Source organism: Novosphingobium sp. BL-S-32 (assembly GCF_056857055.1).
The window spans coordinates 468,718-485,810 of the sequence record NZ_CM166477.1; the positions used below are offsets into that span (position 1 = coordinate 468,718).

Below are 17,093 nucleotides of genomic sequence, written 5' to 3' on the forward strand. Positions count from 1 at the left end.
TGCCTTCCGGCAGGGGGAAGGGCGCTTCGCACGGCGTGCCGCACATATCCAACACGCGGGGGCGGCTTTTATCTGATGGACCCGATCCCATGGCCAGACCCCAGCTTGCGATAACACCACCCGCCGCAAACGATACCGCCAGAGATTCAGGCCGCTTGCACGACAGCGTGGCCTCGCGCCTGGCCGCGCGCATTCTTACCGGCGAATATCCGGTGGGCCATGTCTTCGTGGCCGAAGTGCAGCATGCCGATGCGCTCGGCGTCTCGCGCTCGGTCCTGCGGGAGGCGTTTCGCATGCTGACCGCCAAGGGGCTGGTCAGCAGCCGTCCCAAGTCAGGCACGCGGGTCAATGCCCGCAGGCACTGGAACCTGCTCGATCACGACGTGCTGGCCTGGCAGGTGGCATGCGGGGCGGACGAGGCGTTCCTGCGCAATCTCTTCGAACTGCGCATGGTGGTGGAGCCGGAGGCCGCCGCACTGGCCGCGCTCCGCCGCGACGACAGGCAGCTTGCCGACATGGCGAACGCGCTGGAGGCGATGGAGCACCACGGTCTTGCCAGCAAGCAGGGCCGCGCCGCCGATCTGCGTTTCCACGAGCTGGTTCTGGAAGCCACGCACAACGAGATGTTGCTGGCACTGGCCGATTCGATCCTCACCGCGATCGCCTCGACGACGGCGATCAAGCAGGAGAGCCGTGCCGCGCCCGAGAACCCGCCACGTTGCCCGATGCCCGAGCACCGCGAACTTCACCGTCATATCGCCGATGCCAATCCGGCCCGGGCACGGCGGGCGATGGCGCGATTGATCGACCTTGCGCTGGCCGACACGCAGCTCGCCTTGCGTCGGTTCTAACTCGCGGGGCGTCCGAACGGCCAAACGGTCACACAGCCAAAAACGAACCCACAGTCCCGTCATCCCCGCGAAGGCGGGGATCCCGCTTCTGTTGTGCGAGGCGAGAGGTCGCTAAGAAGCGGAGCCCCCGCCTGCGCGGGGGCGACGGGGTTTGTAACTGACGGCGCATCACCGGCATGGATCGTGGTGCGGAGACCAAAGGCCGGGCCATTCGGGGGCTCTAGTGGACCTGAAAAACTTCCGCTCCAGACAAATCCGACGTCTTAACGGTGCAAGTATTACTTCGCCCCGGCGATGGCCCAAATGCATCGGATCGCTACCAGTGCCCCGCATTCCATGGTATCCTCGCGAAAACCACCAAAGAGTGGACTTGAGAGGAGAGCCGGAATGGAAGGCTTGGAATCGGTTTTTTGCGTTTGCGAATTCCGCACGTTGTGCGCTGCGGTGGCCTGTTCGGGCACCTTTGCACTCGTGACGATATTATTGCTGCGTTGATCCTTCGGTAGACGCCGTTGGCCCCCCCAACGCGCGTGGAGCACCCATGTCGACCAGCCGGTCGTTCAGGGTTTCCAGGATTCTCAGAAAGCTGGCCTGATCCGCGTCGGTCAGGACTTCGAAGAACTGTGCTGTGAAGGCATCCTTGTGCGGTTCCACTTCCCGGATCAATGCACGCCCGGCTTCCGTCAGACTGATCCGCTTGGCTCTCCGATCGTCCGGATCGGGGTTGCGGACCGCCAAACCCTCCCGTTCCAGCCCGTCCACGGCTTCGGTGACGGTCCTCGGCGCCTGTCCCAGCGCGTCGCAAATGTCGGTGGAGCGCACCGACCCACCCCGCTCAATCAGCAGAAGCAACTTGATCTGCGCCAGCGATGCACCCTGCGCGCGCATTCGTTCGTTGAACAGCCGGTACATGCGCAAATGCAAGTCGCGCAGCTGCTCCATCATTTGCTGATGAATACTCACGGCAAGAAATATTGTGGGACCATATAAAATGCCATTGCCATAGGCCTCCCGGCAGGGCAAGGGGCCAGCCCATCACTGCTGCGATGCAGCAAACGATCGAGCAACCAGGACGTGAGAAGCGATTGATGGCAAGCGACGGAATCGATTCGGACGGACAATCGCACGGCACCCCGGAACACGCGCCGGCACCAAGCCCCTCGGCGCTCAAGCGGCCCACCGTGCGCCGTGCGCTGATGGCCGGCGTGCTCGTGGTGGTCGTCGCCGTGGGCGCCTGGCTGCTCTACTACGCGACGCGCGGCAAGTATCTGGAAGACACCAACGACGCTTTCATCCAGGCCGACGCGGTCACCGTTTCGCCGCGCATTTCGGGCTATGTCGATGCCGTGCTGGTGGGTGACAACCAGGACGTGAAGGCAGGCCAGCCGCTCGTACGCATCGATCCGCGCGACTATGATGCGCAGGCGCGCCAGTATCAGGCGCAGATCGACGTTGCGAAGGCCAATGCCGACAACGTCCGCGCCACCATTGGCGAACAGCAGTCCGCGATCACCCAGGCGCAGGCTCAACTCGCCTCGGCCGAAGCGGATGCCAGCTATGCCGAGCGCGAGGCCGCCCGCTACGCGCCGCTCGCCGCTAGCGGCGCCGAGACCAAGGAACACCTCGCCACGCTGCGCAATCAGGCCGCAAAGGCCCGCGCCGCTGCCGATGCGCAGCGCGCCGCGCTGGTTTCGGCGCAGCGCCGGATCGCCTCGCTCAACGCGCAGGTCCAGCAGGCCGAGGCGCAGGGCGAAGCCGCCCATGCGCAGCTTGCTTCCGCGCATGTCAATGTCGGCTCGACCGTGCTGCGCGCCAGTGTCGATGGCCGCATCGGTGACCGCACCGTGCGCGCCGGCCAGTTCGTGCAGGCGGGCACCCGCCTGATGTCGGTCGTGCCGCTTTCCAAGCTCTATGTGACCGCCAACTTCAAGGAAACGCAGATCGGCCTGATGCGTCCCGGCCAGCCGGCGACGATCGAGATCGACGCGCTCGACGGCACTAAGATCCGCGGCCATGTCGAGAGCATCTCGCCGGGCACGGGGTCGCAGTTCTCGCTGCTGCCGCCGCAGAACGCGACCGGCAACTTCACCAAGATCGTCCAGCGCGTGCCGGTGCGCATCGCCATCGATGCCGGTGACGAGGCGCGCCGCGTGCTGGTGCCCGGCCTTTCGGTGACCGTGACGGTCGACACGATCGCCGCCAAGGGTTCGCAGCAGGCCATCGCCAAGCAGGAGAAGGCCCGCCGGAACGACGGCCGGTGAGCGCAACCTCCACAGCAGACGCCTCTGCCCTGCCGCCGCAGCTGGCGGCGGAGAAACCGGCCGACGCGGCAGCGTGGCTAGCCGTGGCGGCCGGTACGCTGGGCGCGCTCATGGCCACGCTCGACGTCTCGATCGTTAACAGCTCGCTGCCCACGATCCAGGGTGAAATCGGCGCCAGCGGCACCGAGGGCACGTGGATCGCGACGGCCTATCTCGTGGCCGAGATCATCGTCATCCCGCTGTCCGGCTGGCTCGAACGCCTGCTGGGCCTCAGGACCCTGCTGCTGATCGCGGCGACACTGTTCACGATGTTCTCGGTCGCCTGCGGGCTTTCGACGACGCTGCCGATGATGATCGCGGGCCGCGTGGGTCAGGGGCTGACCGGCGGCGCGCTGATCCCGACCGCCATGACCATCGTCGCGACGCGCCTACCGCGCGCGCAGCAGCCGATCGGCAATGCCCTGTTCGGCGCGACCGCGCTGCTGGGGCCGGTCGTCGGCCCGGTGCTGGGCGGCTGGCTGACCGAGAACGTCAGCTGGCACTACGCATTCTTCATCAATCTGCCGGTCGGCGTTGCCCTGGTGACGCTGCTGCTGGTCGCCATTCCGCATCAGGCGGCCAAGCTGCATCTGATCCGCGAGGCGGACTGGCTCGGCATTCTCGGCCTCGCGCTGGGGCTTGGCGGGCTGACCGTGGTGCTGGAGGAAGGCGAGCGCGAGCAGTGGTTCTCCTCCTCGCTGATCATCACGCTCACGGCGATTTCGGCCTTCGGGCTGGTGCTGTTGGGGCTGGGTCAATTCCTTGCCCGCAAGCCCGTTATCAAGCTGCGGCTCTTGCTCGACCGGCAATTCGGCAGCGTCGTCGCCATGGTGACGGTGGTGGGCATGGTGATCTACGGCACGTCTTACGTGATCCCGCAGTTCCTCTCCCAGATCGCCGGATACAACTCGCTGCAATCGGGCCAGATCGTGATGCTTTCGGGTATTCCGGTCATGCTGATGATGCCGATCACCCCCTGGCTTATCCGCAATGTCGACATCCGCCTGTCGGTCTGTTTCGGCCTGTCCGTCCTTGCGCTCAGTGCCTGGCTGGAAACCGACATCACGCCGCTTTCGGACGGCAGGGACTTCGTCGATTCCCAGCTTCTGCGCGGCATGGGCACGGTGTTCTGCATGATGTTCCTGAATCAGGCGGCGATCCGCTCGGTGCCGAAGGAGGAGGCGGGCGATGCCTCCGGCCTCTACAATGCGGCGCGTAACCTCGGCGGTTCGTTCGCACTGGCGGGGGTCGCGATCATTCAGGACCAGCGCCTCTGGCTTCACGCCCGCCGGCTGGAGGAGAGCCTGAACGCGAACTCGATCGCGGTGCAGGACTATGTCGCGGGGCAGGGCGCTGCGGCGCTGCGCTCGCTTGAAGCGACGATCCAGGTTCAGGCCCTTGCGATGACTTATGCGGACATGTTCCAGATCATGTCGGTGGGTATCATGTTCGTGATCCCGCTGGTGATGTTCCTGCGCCCGCTTCCGAAGAATGCGCCGCTGGCGACCGGACATTGAGGAAAACCATGCGTTCCTATCTTCTGCTGCCTCTCCTGACCGGAATTCTCGCCGGCTGCACTGTCGGCCCGAACTATGCGGGGCCGCCCAAGGCGGTGTCCGGCGCCGGCAATGGCTTCGTGCGCGCCGATGCGCAGACCGTCACGTCCGCGCCGCCCGTCGCTCAATGGTGGAAGACGCTGGACGATCCCGCGCTCGACGATCTGATCACCCACGCCCTTGCGAACAACACCGATGTCGCCGTGGCCGAGGCGCGCCTGCGCCAGTCGCGCGCGGCGCTGGGTGAGGAACGCGCCAACTTCGCGCCCAAGGTCAGCGGTTCGGCGCTCTATGCCCATGCCCATGTTCCCGGCGTCGCTTTCGGCGCGACCGACAGCTCGTCGGACGGTTCGGGCAGTGGCAGCAGCGGTTCCAGCGGTTCCGACCTCAACCTCTACAACCTCGGCTTCAACGCCAGTTGGGAAGTGGACCTGTTCGGCGGCCAGCGCCGCGCTGTCGAGGCCGCGCGCGCCACGGCCGAAGGTGCCGAGGCCAGCCTTGCCGACGTGCAGGTCAGCCTCTCTGCCGAAGTGGCCAATACTTACCTCAACTTGCGCGACCGCCAGCAGCGCATCGCGCTGGGCCAGCAGGCGATCGCATTGCAGGAAGAGGTCCTTGGCCTGACCCGCCAGCGCCTTGAGCGCGGCACGGCAACGGCAATGGAAGTGACGCAGATCGAGGGCCAGCTTGCCGGCACCCGCGCCCAGCTTTCGCCCCTGATGGCGGACCGCGACGCCTACCTCAATTCGCTGGCCGTGCTGACCGGGCAGGAACCGGGCGCGGTCGATACCGGTCTGGTGCAGACGCGCGACATTCCGCTGCCGCCTGCCGCGGTCCCCGTGGGCGATCCGGCCCAGCTTATCGCCCGCCGTCCGGACATCCGCTCCGCCGAACGCATCCTCGCGGCCGATACCGCCAAGATCGGACAGTCCGAGGCGGCCCGCTTCCCCAGCCTCTCGTTCATGGGCCTGATCGGCATCGGCGGAAGCAAGATCAGCGATCTCGGCAAGCTGGACGATTTTACCGCGCTGGCCGCACCGCAGCTGAGCTGGAACTTCCTCGATTTCGGGCGGAACAAGGCCAAGGTCCATCAGGCCGAAGCCGTGCGGGACGAGGCGGAGGCGCGCTATCGCGGCACTGTGCTCACGGCCCTGCGCGATGCAGAGGACTCGCTGGCCCGCTTCCGGGAAGGCCGCGTCCAGCTGGCCGAACTCGCCCGCGTGCGGGACAAGGCGGCAATGGCCGAGCAACTGACGGCGCAGCGCTTCGCGGCGGGCACGGCAACGCGCATTGCGCTGCTCAATGCCCGGGGCGATCTCAACACTGCCGACCAGAACCTCGTCACCGCGCGCGCTTCGCTGACTTCGGACTATGTGCTGATCCAGAAGTCGCTGGGCCTCGCGTGGCAGTAATACGGCCCCTTCCTCAGCCCATGCTGGGGAGGGGCTCCGTACGGTTCCGACCGAACCCGGCCATGAAGACGAAAGCGGCAAGAACACCGAAGGCTCCGGCGATCAGGAAGGCCGGCGTGTAGGTACCGGTGGTCTCGCGGATCACCCCGGCGCCGAAGGCCGCTATCGAGGCGCCGATCTGGTGCGCCACGAAAACCCAGCCGAACACGATCGGCCCGTCACGCTCGCCGAAGGTGCTGTTGGCCAGCTTCACCGTGGGCGGCACCGTGGCGATCCAGTCGAGGCCATAGAACACTGCGAAAACGGTCAGGCTGAACGGCCCGAAGTCGATGAACGGCAAGGCCACCAGCGATAGGCCGCGAAACCCGTAATAGACCGCCAGCAGACGGCGCGGATCGTAGCGGTCGCTCAGCCAGCCCGACGCGGTGGTGCCGAACAGGTCGAAGAAGCCCATCATCGAGAGCACGCCTGCGGCGGCGACCGGCGCGATGCCGTGATCGCCGCAAAAGGCGATCATGTGCGTGCCGACAAGGCCATTGGTGGTGAGGCCGCAGACGAGGAAGCTGCCCGCCAGCAGCCAGAACATTGGCTGGCGCGATGCACGCACGAGGGCTTCGATGGCGAGCCACGGCGTTGCCGCCTGCTTCATCGGCGGCGGAGGGGGGGTATCCTCGTGCTCGCCATAACGGCGCACGCCGCGATGCTGCGGGCGCTCGGGCACCAGCAGCGCCACCACCGGGATCAGCGCCGCGGATGCGAGGCTCACCGCAAGCGCCACCGGACGCCATGCCCCGCCCTGCGACAGCCAGGCAAGGAACGGCAGGAAGATCAGCGATCCGGTCGCCGTGCTGGCACTCAGCAGGCCCATTACCAGCCCCTGCCGGGTCGCGAACCAGCGGTTGACCACTGCCGCGCCCAGCACCGAGGCGACCGCGCCCGAACCGATGCCGGAGACCACGCCCCAGCTCAGCACATATTGCCAGGGCGCGCTCATCCACCGGCTGGCGAATGTGGCCACGGCCATGAGCGCCAGCCCGCCGAGCATGGTGCGCTTGATCCCCACGCTCATCATCAGCGTGGCGGCGAAGGGGCCGACAAGGCCGTAGAGCAGGATGCCGATGGCCGCGCCTGCGGAAATGGTCGCGCGGTCCCAGCCGAAGTGCAGTTCCAGCGGGACCATCATGACGCCCGGTGCCGAGCGCAGCCCGGCCGAAACCAGCAGGGCAAGGAACGTCACGGCCACCACGACCCAGGCGGGATGGAAACGGTTGGAAGTGGACGGCATCTGGCGCGAAATCCCCTGATCGATACGGGCACCGTTTCTAGTCGCCTCCGCCCGCTGTTCCGAATGAGAAAATTTGGCAGGGGATGTGAGCAAATCCCGGAGTGCTTGGCCGGATTGAGTTCGCGCGGGCGCCCATGTAACAACGCCCGCATGTACCGGCCGCCCTCGCTCAACACTCTGCGCGCGCTTGAGGCGGCCGCACGTCTTCGCAGTTTCAGCCGTGCTGCGGAGGAACTGGGCGTCACCCATGGCGCGATCAGCCACCGTGTGCGCGAGGTGGAGCAGCGGCTCGGCGCGGCGATGTTCGAGCGGCAGGGCAATTCGATGGAGCCCAGCATGGCCCTGCGGCAGATCCTGCCGACGGTGCGCCAGTCGCTGGAACTGATCTCCAGCATTTTCCCCGCGCCGCCGGAAGCCGCCCGGCAAGTGCTCAGGATCGCAGTGCTGCCCTCGTTCGCGGCGCAGTGGCTGGTGCCGCGTCTGGCGGAGTTTCATGAGGCGCATCCCGGCATCTTCATCGCGCTCGATGCCCGGATCGATGTCAGCCGGGTCGGCGCAGACGGGGTGGACGCGGCCGTGCGCTATGGCAGCGGAAACTGGCCGGGTCTGGCGACCGAGCGCCTGCTGACCGACATGCTCTTTCCCGCCTGCTCGCCCGAATACCGCGCGCGGATGAAGATCGGGACGTTGGATGACTTCGCGCGCTGCCGGTTCCTGCGCAACAGTTGGCAGACCTGGACGCCGTGGTTCCAGCGGGCCGGGCTGTCCTTGCCCGAGCCTGCGGATTCCCAGCCTTACGACGATGCCGCGCTCATGCTGGAGGCGACGATCGCCGGTCACGGCATCGCTCTTGCGCGCCGGGTGATCGCGCATGACGCGCTTCAGGCCGGGCGGCTGGTGCGTCTCTCAGAGATCGAGATACCGTTCGAAGGGGCCTATCACTTCGTCTGGGACCCGCACACGCCCAAGCCGCGCCTCGATGCCGTGGCCGCGTTCGGTGCGTGGCTCTCGGCGCGGCTCAAGGCCGAGTTTCCCTGAGCCGCTAAAGCTGTCAGCCTACTCTCCGTCGCCCCCGCGGAGGCGGGGCCCCGCTGCCTTTTCGCTACGCTCGCCACGAAAAGCGGGGTCCCCGCCGGGGCGGGGACGACGGGGTTTTCTGCCGAAAGGCCGAACTTCAGCGCGGCGTCAGCGTTACCACGGTCGGAGTGCCGCCCAGCGTAATGGCGTAGCCGTCGCGGTCCGCCGTGCCGGTGTCGGTGCCGTAAGTGCGGCCGTCAGCCGTGGTGGTCTGGAACAGCAGGCGCGCGGCGGGATCCGTGGCACTGGCGGGATCGAGCGTCAGTGCAACTTTGCCGGTCTTGCTGTCATAGTCGGCGCTCTGGATACGGCCGGCTTCCAGCGTGATCCACAGGCCGGCGGGCGCCACGAACAGGCGGCGGCGGGCGCCGTCCTTCGGAGCGAGGTGGACGGTGCTGCCCTTGGTGGTCAGGTCGCCGCCGAAGCCGATCCAGCCGAACTGCGGGTCATTGACCATGTAGCTCGCCGCCGTGATCGCATGGCCGTAGAAGCCCATGCCGTAGTCGCCGGTGATCGCATCCCACTTCATCATGTCCGGCCAGGAGTGGAACGCGGCCGAGCCGAAGCCCTTCTGATCGATATTGGTGATGCCGCCCATCATGCCGCCGTAAGCGACGCGCAGCAGGTGCAGGTCGGCGGGGTTCTGGCGATAGGCGTCGAACAGCGGCACTGCGTTGAGCGCCGACCCGTAGTGATGGATTTGCCGCTCGATGCGCGAAACCTTGCCGCCATAGAGGAAGTCCCAATAACGGCGCGCATTGCCGTTATAGCCCCAGCTGGGGATCGTGGGGTCGTAACCCAGGATCACTTCGCGGGTCTCGTCCGCCTGCGGCTGGAAGCCGAAGTAACGCATCCAGGCATAGACTTCGGGCTGGCCGGTGGAATCCCACGCCATCTCGCTGCCGAACGGATACTTCATCGAACGCCAGTGATCGGCGCGCTGCTTCATCAGGCCTTCCATTTCGGTGGCCTCTGCCGTCATGCCCTCGCGCTTCAGGTCCTTCAGGATGTCGACGAAGACGTCGCCCTCCATCTGGCCGAACTCGGCATAATAGGGCGCATCGCGCATCATCGCGACGGTCGTGCGGTAGGCCCAATCCAGGTAGAACTTCCAGTCGTGCTGCTTGACCAACCCGGCATTGTCGCGCGCCAGGCGGTAGAGCACCCAGTGGCCGATGGCGACGTGCGGATAGTTGTAGGACCGGCCGAGATCGCCGGCATCCTTCTTCGACCACGCGGTCCAGTTCTTCCAGTTGATCTTGGGGTCGTAGTAGTTCGGGAAAGCGACCGGATCGTAATAGAAGATGCTCTTCTTGACGGCACCGGCCTGCGGGCCATCCTTGACCTGTAGCGTGCCGAGCACGGTCTCGTTGACGAGGCGCTCCAGCTTGGCGACTTCTTCCGGATTCGGATTGTCGAGCTGCTTCATCATCGCGGCCACCCACGAACCGGCGCCGCCTTCGTCGCTCATGCCCGAAACCCAGACGCGGCCGTCCTGCGTCAGGATCTTGTTGTCCTCACGGTCGTAGGAGAGGATTGCGGGCGAACGGTGGAAGGGATCGTCCTTGCCTTCGAACCACTGGTCGGTGGTGGTGAAGTGGCCAATGTCGGCCATCACCTGATCGAGCGGCTTGGTGATGTAGTAGCTGACGGTCTGCTTCTGGCCGTCCGCATAAGTCACCGTCAGGCGCGCCTGACCCCAGCCACTGGCCTTGATCTGGTAGCGGGCCCAGCCGCTTCCGCTCTTTTCCGAAGTGGCGGTGAGCGAACCTTCGGGGAAGGATTCGATCTTCGCGACCTTGCTTGGCGTCTTCAGGAACAGGCTGGCGGTCTGGTCGGTGGGCACGACATAGCCGGGAATGCCGACCGCCACCGGGCGCTTCTGGGCGACCAGCGTATCCTCGATCGCGCGGACGCTGGGCGCGGTCACGAAGCGCAGGCCGATCGTGCGGCTTTCGCCGGGGGCAAGGATGATGCTGGTCGGCTCGTTCCACTGCTGGCCGGCCTTTGCCCATTCCTTCTCGGCAAAGCCCTTGCTGGCGACGGTCCAGTCGTAGAAGCCTTCGGAAACCTGCGTTCGCGGGCTCTTGTCGGTGAAGATGTCGCCATGGCGACCGGCGCGTGCCTCGGCAATCGGGCGATAGGCTTCGAGCGGGGTGCCCTTCTCGGGCAGCACCAGCAGCGCCGGGCCTTCGCCGTTGAGGCGCGTGACCTGCAGATAGCCCGCATCGCGGCCGATATAGGGATCGACGAAGCTCGCCTGCGCGTGCGCGGAATCGAGATCGCGGTCGAGGATGATGTTGTCGAACACCATCGGCATGCCGAGGCCGCCGATCTCCACGGCAGCGCTGCTGGTGTTGACCAGCGTGAAGCGCAGGGCGAGCACGCCGTCCTCGTTCACCCAGCGGCGCTCGACGCGCAGCGGGATGCCGGCTCCCATCGATGCGGTGATGTCGGCGGCGGCGAGCACGCCCTTGCCGCCCGCCAGCGCGGCGATCTGCTTGCGGGCGTGGGCGGAGGAGAAGTCCTGCCAGTCCGACCCTGCGGTCTTCAGGCGGATATGGATGTCGCCGATGTGGACGTAGCCGTCCGCTGCACGCTCGGCCTCACGCCCGGCGGGCACGAAGTCGAACGCGGCATTGCCCTTGGGCGAAAGGTGAGCAAGCGTCTGCGTATCCGCCCGCAGCGCCAGATCGAAGGCAGGGGTCTGCATCTCGGTCTTCTGGATCGGCGGATAGACCGGCTTCGGTTTCTCCGCTTCCTGTGCCTGCGCTGCCGCCATCGGCAGCATCGCTGGAACCGGCGCGAGTACCAGCGCAATCAGGGGAAGGGGCTTCAGAAGGCGCTTCATGACAAATCCTCGCGGGGGAGTTCAGTGGGCCAGCGCGACTGCCGGAGCGGCAGGCTTCACGGGGCCGAGCGGCGGCGGTGTTTCGCCGAGCAGGTAAAGGGTGAAGTAGTCGCGCAGCTTCTTCCAGAAGAAGGGCTGGTAGACGTTGTGCGTGGCGTTGGGCACGACCACCATGTCCACATCGCGCCCGGCATCGATCAGTGCCTTGGCCAGGCGGAAGCTTTCGGTGATCGGCACGTTATCGTCGATATCGCCGTGGACGAGCAGCAGGTGGCCCTTGAGCTGGCTGGCCACCGCCATGTTCGAATTGCGCTCCCACGTCGCCGCGTCCGCATCGCCCATCGAGACTTCCGGCCACCAGGTCTTGTCGAGACGCAGATCGTGGTTGCCCGAGGCGGAAACGCCCACCTTGAAGAAGTCGGGACGGCGCAGCACGAAGCGCGCGGTGTCGTAGCCGCCCGCCGATCCGCCGAACACGCCGACGCGGTTCATGTCCATGTAGGGGTACTTGGCGGCCATCTGGCGGATCAGCGCGATGTGATCGTCCAGCCCCACCTCGCCAAGGTTCTGGAAGGCGGGCAGACGGAAGGCCTGACCGCGCCGCGACGTGCCGGTGCCGTCGATCATGACGACAACCGCGCCGATCTGCGCGATGCTATTGCCCGGCACCCGCAGCGTCATGCCCCAGGTGGAGGGCACGTCGGTGGTGGTGGGGCCGGTGTAGACATTGTCGATCACCGGATAGCTGCGCTTCGGATCGAAGTGCACCGGGCGATAGATCATGCCGTAGATCGGCGTCTTGCCGTCTGCCGCCACGCCGTTGAAGGGCTCTGGCGGAGTGTAGCCGGCAGCCAGCAGGCGGCTGTTATCCGCCTTGGCCAGTTCCATCACGATCTTGCCGGTCGCGCCGTCGCGCAGCACCGCGCGGGTCGGCGAGGTCGGGCTCGACATCTGATCGACGATCCATTTGCCGTCGGGCGAGACTTCGGCCTCATGGTCGAGCGGTTCGGGCGTCAGTTCGGTCAGAGCGCCATTGTCCTCGGCGCCGTTCAGCGAGACCCGGTATAGCGCCCGCCAGTAGGGATTGCGCGCAGCTTCGCGCCCGACGCCGGTCACGATCAGCGAGGCCTTGTCCCCGGCCACATGGTCCACCGAGAGAACTTCCCAGTCGCCCGTGGTCAGCGCCTTGCCGCCATCGGGATTGTCCGGGGTGACGAGGTAAAGCTGCGCCCAGCCGCTGCGCTCCGAAATCGACAGTTCGCCGCCGAGTTCGGGCGCGGGGAAGATCATCGAAGAGGTGACGGTGATGACGGGCTTCACCGCCTCATGCGCCACGATCTTGGCAGCCCCCGTCGCCGGATCGGCGACATAGACGGCCTGCTGGCGATAGCCGCGCTCGGTCCACTGCATGCGCGGTTTGCCGTCCACCCAGTTCATGTCGGGCGGGGAGGGGTAGAGGATCGATTCCGACGGCATCTGGATCGGCACGACCCTGGCCTTGCCGCTCTTCAGCGCTGCCTGCACATCGACCACGAAGCGCGTCGCCTGCGGTAGCTTCTCCGCGCCCGCGAGCGGGTAAACGTAGGAGAAGCTGCGCGGATAGAAGCTGCCCGGCGGGTTCTGCTGGGTGATCGAAAGCTTCTTCACCTCGCGTGTGTCGAGCCGCCATGTCAGCAGATAGCGACCATCTGGCGACCATGCGCCGGAGACGGGCATCGCCGGTTCCTCGGTGCCTTCGCGCAGGATCTGCGAGAGTTCGGGGATCGAACGGCCATAAGGCTGCTCGCGCGTGCCATCGGTGGTCAGCGCCACTTCGCGGCCCGAGGCTACATCGACCGCATAGAGGTTGTATCCGCGCGCGACGATCTTCGTCTTGCCGTCGGGTGAGGTCAGATCGAGCCGCGGCGTCTCTGGCGGGAGCTTTTCCGCCTTGCCGTCGGCGCCGATCCGCCAGTGCCCATCCAGCGCCTCGAATACCAGCGTGCCTTTGGCGGGATCGTAATCGACATCGGCAAGCCGCGCGTCGTCCAGCGTTACCGTCTTGCCGCTTGCCTGCGTCAGCGCCGCCAGCAGGCTGGCTGTCGTCGCCACTTCGCGCACCTGCCGGGTGGCGAGGTCGAGGTACAGGTAGCGCTGATGGCTGCGGTTGCCGGTGCGGTAGAACAGGCCCGCATCCTTGCCTTCGCCGACGAAGCTGGGCGCGATATTGGCATTGTCGATGAGGTCGGCGATGCCGCTGCCCAGGAACGTGTCGGCGGTAGCATATCGCTCTGCGATGCTGGGCGGCGGCGTATGGGCGGCGGCAGTTTCGGTCTGACGCGCCAGTGCGGCGCCGGGTTGCAGTGCCACGGCGATGGCAAGCGTCAGCAGCCCGACCGCAGGTTTTTTCAGGACACGAACGAAAGGACGGGAAATCAAAGGGCTGCTCATGTCATGTACCCATTGGCTGGCGCCGGAAGATGCATGGGTTCTTGACGCCCATCCCGGAAAGGGTCAAGAAAATTATACGATATATGATCTGAGCATTGGGAATGGACTTCGCTTCCATTGGGCTGGGGATGAGAAAGATGACCGCACGACTGCCCGCCGAAACCGCGCTTCCACTTGTCAGCGGCCGCCTTCATCACGCGGTGGCGCGCCGGTTGGCGACCGCGATTGTCAGTGGCGAGCTGCCACCGGGGCACGTCTTTCCCGCCGAAGTCGAACATGCCGACCGGCTCGGCGTTTCGCGCTCGGTCCTGCGCGAGGCGTTCCGGATATTGACGGCCAAAGGCATGGTCAGCAGCCGCCCGAAAGCGGGTACGCGCGTGAACGAGCGCAAGAACTGGAACCTGCTCGATCCTGACGTGCTGGCCTGGCAGATCCAGTGCGGGGCGAGCGATGAATTCCTGCGCGACCTGTTCGAACTGCGCATGGTGGTCGAGCCGCAGGCCGCCGAGATGGCCGCGCAGCGCCGCGATGAGCGGCAATTGACCGATATGGCCAATGCGTTGGAAACGATGGAGCGCTGCACGCTCACCAGCGACAAGGGCCGCGCCGCCGATATCCGCTTCCACGAACTGGTGCTGGAAGCGACGCGCAACGAACTGATGCAGGCGCTCTCCACCTCGATCTCCACGGCAATCGCCTCCACCACCGCGATCAAGAGCCGTGTGCAGGATTGCCCGCGCGATCCGATGCCCGAGCACCGCACGCTCTATCGCTGCATCGCTGAAGGCAATGCCAAGCAGGCGCGCAAGGCGATGATTGCACTGATCGATCTGGCCCATGCGGATACCCGCGTCGCGCTTCGGCGCTGACGGCACACGGTTCAACAGGGTTGACTCGCGCCCTCCGAACCTTATCAATAACCGTATACGATATTCGATAGGAGTTTCTGGTGATGAAGGCCAATCGGCGCGAATGGATGGCGGGTGTGGCGGCGCTGGCTGTCAGCTCTGTCCCTCTCAAGGGCTTCGCGGCTGTCATCGCCCCCAAGCTTCCGATCAAGGCGAAGCCCCTGCCGCTCAGCGATGTGCGGCTGGCGCCGTCGGACTATGCGACGGCAGTGGACGTCAACATCGATTACCTGATGTCGCTCAGCCCCGACCGTTTCCTGCACAATTTCCGCAAGTATGCGGGGCTTGAGCCCAAGGCGCCGATCTATGGCGGCTGGGAATCGGACACCATCGCCGGACATACCATCGGCCACTACATGACCGCGCTGGTGCTCGCGTGGCAGCAGACCGGCAACCCCGAATGCCGCCGCCGCGCGGACTACATCGTCGACGAACTGGCGCTCTGTCAGGCGCAGCGCAGCGATGGCTATATTGGCGCGCTTGGCCGCAAGACCAAGGACGGCAAGGTCGTCGACGGGCAGGAAATCTTCCCCGAAGTCATGCGCGGAGAGATCAAGTCGGGCGGGTTTGACCTCAACGGATCGTGGTCGCCGCTCTACACCGTGCACAAGTACTTCGCGGGTCTGCTCGATATCCATGCGGCCTGGGGCAATGCCAAGGCGCTGGAAGTGGTCATCGGCCTTGGCGGATACTTCGAGAAGGTCTTCGCCGCGCTCGACGACAAGCAGATGCAGGAACTGCTGGGCTGCGAATATGGCGGCCTCAATGAAAGCTATGCCGAACTCTACGCCCAGACCGGCGATTTGCGCTGGCTGAAGGTGGCCGAGCGCATCTACGACAAGAAGGTGCTTGATCCGCTGGTGGCGCAGGAGGACAAGCTCTCCAACTTCCACGCCAATACGCAGGTCCCCAAGCTGATCGGCCTGGCGCGCATTCACGAGCTGACCGGCAAGGACGAGCCGGGCCGCGCCGCCCGCTTCTTCTGGGAGCGCGTGACCCAGCATCACAGCTACGTGATTGGCGGTAATGCCGACCGCGAATACTTCTTCGAGCCCGACAATATCGCGCTGCACCTCACGGAATCGACATGTGAGCACTGCAACACCTACAACATGCTGAAGCTGACCCGTCTGCTCTACTCGTGGCAGCCGGATGGCGCGCTGTTCGACTATTACGAGCGCGCGCACCTGAACCACGTGATGTCGGCCCACAACCCGCACACCGGCGGCTTTACCTACATGACGCCGATGATGAGCGGCGCCCCGCGCGGCTATTCGCAGCCGGGCGAGGAAGCCTTCTGGTGCTGCGTCGGCTCCGGCATGGAAAGCCATTCGAAGCACGGCGATTCCATCTACTGGCAGGGTGATGACACCCTGTTCGTGAACCTCTTCATCCCGTCGAAGGCGGAGTGGAAGGCCAAGGGCGTGGCGCTGACGCTGGCCACCGAATATCCCTTCAAGCCCGAAGTGGGCGTGACGCTGGATGCGGTGAAGAACGGCAAGTTCACCATCGCGCTGCGCATTCCGGGCTGGGCCAATGGCCGCGCGCTGGTGGCCGTCAACGGTGCCCCGGTTCCGGCCAATGCGGTCAACGGCTATGCCGTGATCGACCGCCGCTGGAAGAAGGGCGACACGATCTCGCTCACCCTGCCGCTCGATCTGCGGTTCGAGGCGGCAGCCGGTTCGCAGGACGTGGTGGCCGTGCTGCGCGGCCCGCTGGTCATGGCGGCGGACCTTGGCCCGGCCGAAATGGAGTTCACCGGCGTCGAACCGGCGATGGTGGGCGACAACCCGCTGTCGGCCTTCGCGCCGATCGTGTCGGACCGTCCGCGCTTCCAGACCACCGGCGTGATGCGCCCGGCGGACCTGACGTTCGTGCCGTTCTACAGCCAGTATGATCGCCGCAGCGCCGTCTACTTCAAGCGCTTCACCGAAGCCGGCTGGAAGAGCGAGGAAGCCTCGTTCCTGGCCGAACAGGCGCGCCAGAAGGACATTGCCGCCCGCTCGATCGACGTCATGCACCTGGGCGAAATGCAGCCCGAGCGCGACCACAACCTGACCTCGGAAATCTCCTACCCGGTCTCGTATCGTGGTCGGAACGGGCGCGATGCCCGCTCGGGCGGCTACATCGAGTTCACGATGAAGGTAAAGCCGGGCCCGCTGCTGCTTCAGGCGACCTATTGGGGCAGCGAGCGTTCGCGCGTGTTCGATATCTTCGTCGACGGTACGAAGGTCGTCACCCAGACGCTAGACAACGATACACCGGGCAAGTTCATGGATGTCGACTATCTGCTGCCGGAAGCGCTGACCAAGGGCAAGAGCGCGGTCAAGGTGCGCATCGTGCCGCATGACCGCAGCTCGGCCGGTCCGATCTTCGGCATGCGCCTGTTCACGGCGAAGCCGGCGACGAAGTGAGTTCACGGA

Annotated in this window: 11 protein-coding genes; 7 read left to right on the forward strand and 4 right to left on the reverse strand. The window is 65.7% G+C overall.

What is annotated here, in order from left to right; translation table 11 throughout:
* Positions 1-155: 155 nt before the first annotated feature.
* Positions 156-851: a FadR/GntR family transcriptional regulator gene (locus AC1VVK_RS18885; protein WP_482906316.1), complete on the forward strand. Its 696-nt coding sequence runs from the start codon at positions 156-158 to the stop codon at positions 849-851.
* 480 nt (positions 852-1,331) lie between these two features.
* On the opposite strand, the gene AC1VVK_RS18890 is transcribed toward AC1VVK_RS18885, so the two are convergent.
* Positions 1,332-1,796, reverse strand: a complete 465-nt coding sequence (locus tag AC1VVK_RS18890) for a MarR family winged helix-turn-helix transcriptional regulator (RefSeq protein ID WP_132391392.1) — start codon at positions 1,794-1,796, stop codon at positions 1,332-1,334.
* Between the two features lie 143 nt (positions 1,797-1,939).
* Here AC1VVK_RS18890 and AC1VVK_RS18895 point away from each other — a divergent pair, with 143 nt between their 5' ends.
* The 3 genes from AC1VVK_RS18895 to AC1VVK_RS18905 are packed head-to-tail and all read left to right on the forward strand — an operon-like array spanning position 1,940 to position 6,119.
* Complete coding sequence (locus AC1VVK_RS18895) at positions 1,940-3,112, forward strand: HlyD family secretion protein (protein ID WP_482906317.1); 1,173 nt, start codon at positions 1,940-1,942, stop codon at positions 3,110-3,112.
* The gene (locus AC1VVK_RS18900; protein ID WP_482906318.1) at positions 3,109-4,668 is read left to right on the forward strand and encodes an MDR family MFS transporter; all 1,560 of its coding nucleotides are present in this window, start codon (positions 3,109-3,111) and stop codon (positions 4,666-4,668) included. Before AC1VVK_RS18895 ends, AC1VVK_RS18900 begins: the two co-directional genes overlap by 4 nt.
* 8 nt (positions 4,669-4,676) lie before the next feature.
* A complete protein-coding gene (locus tag AC1VVK_RS18905; RefSeq protein WP_482906319.1) occupies positions 4,677-6,119 on the forward strand; it encodes an efflux transporter outer membrane subunit in 1,443 nt (480 codons plus the stop codon).
* Positions 6,120-6,132: 13 nt separating this feature from the next.
* Here AC1VVK_RS18905 and AC1VVK_RS18910 read toward each other — a convergent pair whose 3' ends face one another.
* Positions 6,133-7,404, reverse strand: a complete 1,272-nt coding sequence (locus AC1VVK_RS18910; protein WP_482906320.1) for an MFS transporter — start codon at positions 7,402-7,404, stop codon at positions 6,133-6,135.
* Between the two features lie 150 nt (positions 7,405-7,554).
* Between AC1VVK_RS18910 and AC1VVK_RS18915 the strand changes: the two genes are divergently transcribed.
* Complete coding sequence (locus AC1VVK_RS18915; RefSeq protein WP_482906321.1) at positions 7,555-8,442, forward strand: LysR substrate-binding domain-containing protein; 888 nt, start codon at positions 7,555-7,557, stop codon at positions 8,440-8,442.
* 136 nt (positions 8,443-8,578) lie between these two features.
* Here AC1VVK_RS18915 and AC1VVK_RS18920 read toward each other — a convergent pair whose 3' ends face one another.
* Together AC1VVK_RS18920 and AC1VVK_RS18925 are read right to left on the reverse strand one after the other, a co-directional pair.
* A complete protein-coding gene (locus tag AC1VVK_RS18920; RefSeq protein ID WP_482906322.1) occupies positions 8,579-11,332 on the reverse strand; it encodes a DUF5695 domain-containing protein in 2,754 nt (917 codons plus the stop codon).
* 21 nt (positions 11,333-11,353) lie between these two features.
* Positions 11,354-13,762 (reverse strand): S9 family peptidase, encoded by a 2,409-nt coding sequence (locus AC1VVK_RS18925; RefSeq protein ID WP_482906323.1) that lies wholly within the window; start codon positions 13,760-13,762, stop codon positions 11,354-11,356.
* A gap of 137 nt (positions 13,763-13,899) precedes the next feature.
* Here AC1VVK_RS18925 and AC1VVK_RS18930 point away from each other — a divergent pair, with 137 nt between their 5' ends.
* Positions 13,900-14,631, forward strand: a complete 732-nt coding sequence (locus AC1VVK_RS18930; RefSeq protein WP_482906324.1) for a FadR/GntR family transcriptional regulator — start codon at positions 13,900-13,902, stop codon at positions 14,629-14,631.
* Positions 14,632-14,714: 83 nt separating this feature from the next.
* Positions 14,715-17,084 (forward strand): beta-L-arabinofuranosidase domain-containing protein, encoded by a 2,370-nt coding sequence (locus tag AC1VVK_RS18935; protein WP_482906325.1) that lies wholly within the window; start codon positions 14,715-14,717, stop codon positions 17,082-17,084.
* The last annotated feature ends 9 nt before the right edge of the window (positions 17,085-17,093 follow it).

Bases quoted from the DNA above. Each gene is read 5' to 3' on its own strand.
- AC1VVK_RS18890 (WP_132391392.1), bottom strand. From the start codon at position 1,796: ATGATGGAGCAGCTGCGCGACTTGCATTTGCGCATGTACCGGCTGTTC.
- AC1VVK_RS18895 (WP_482906317.1), top strand. From the start codon at position 1,940: ATGGCAAGCGACGGAATCGATTCGGACGGACAATCGCACGGCACCCCG.
- AC1VVK_RS18905 (WP_482906319.1), top strand. From the start codon at position 4,677: ATGCGTTCCTATCTTCTGCTGCCTCTCCTGACCGGAATTCTCGCCGGC.
- AC1VVK_RS18910 (WP_482906320.1), bottom strand. From the start codon at position 7,404: ATGCCGTCCACTTCCAACCGTTTCCATCCCGCCTGGGTCGTGGTGGCC.
- AC1VVK_RS18915 (WP_482906321.1), top strand. From the start codon at position 7,555: ATGTACCGGCCGCCCTCGCTCAACACTCTGCGCGCGCTTGAGGCGGCC.
- AC1VVK_RS18920 (WP_482906322.1), bottom strand. From the start codon at position 11,332: ATGAAGCGCCTTCTGAAGCCCCTTCCCCTGATTGCGCTGGTACTCGCG.
- AC1VVK_RS18925 (WP_482906323.1), bottom strand. From the start codon at position 13,762: ATGAGCAGCCCTTTGATTTCCCGTCCTTTCGTTCGTGTCCTGAAAAAA.
- AC1VVK_RS18930 (WP_482906324.1), top strand. From the start codon at position 13,900: ATGACCGCACGACTGCCCGCCGAAACCGCGCTTCCACTTGTCAGCGGC.
- AC1VVK_RS18935 (WP_482906325.1), top strand. From the start codon at position 14,715: ATGAAGGCCAATCGGCGCGAATGGATGGCGGGTGTGGCGGCGCTGGCT.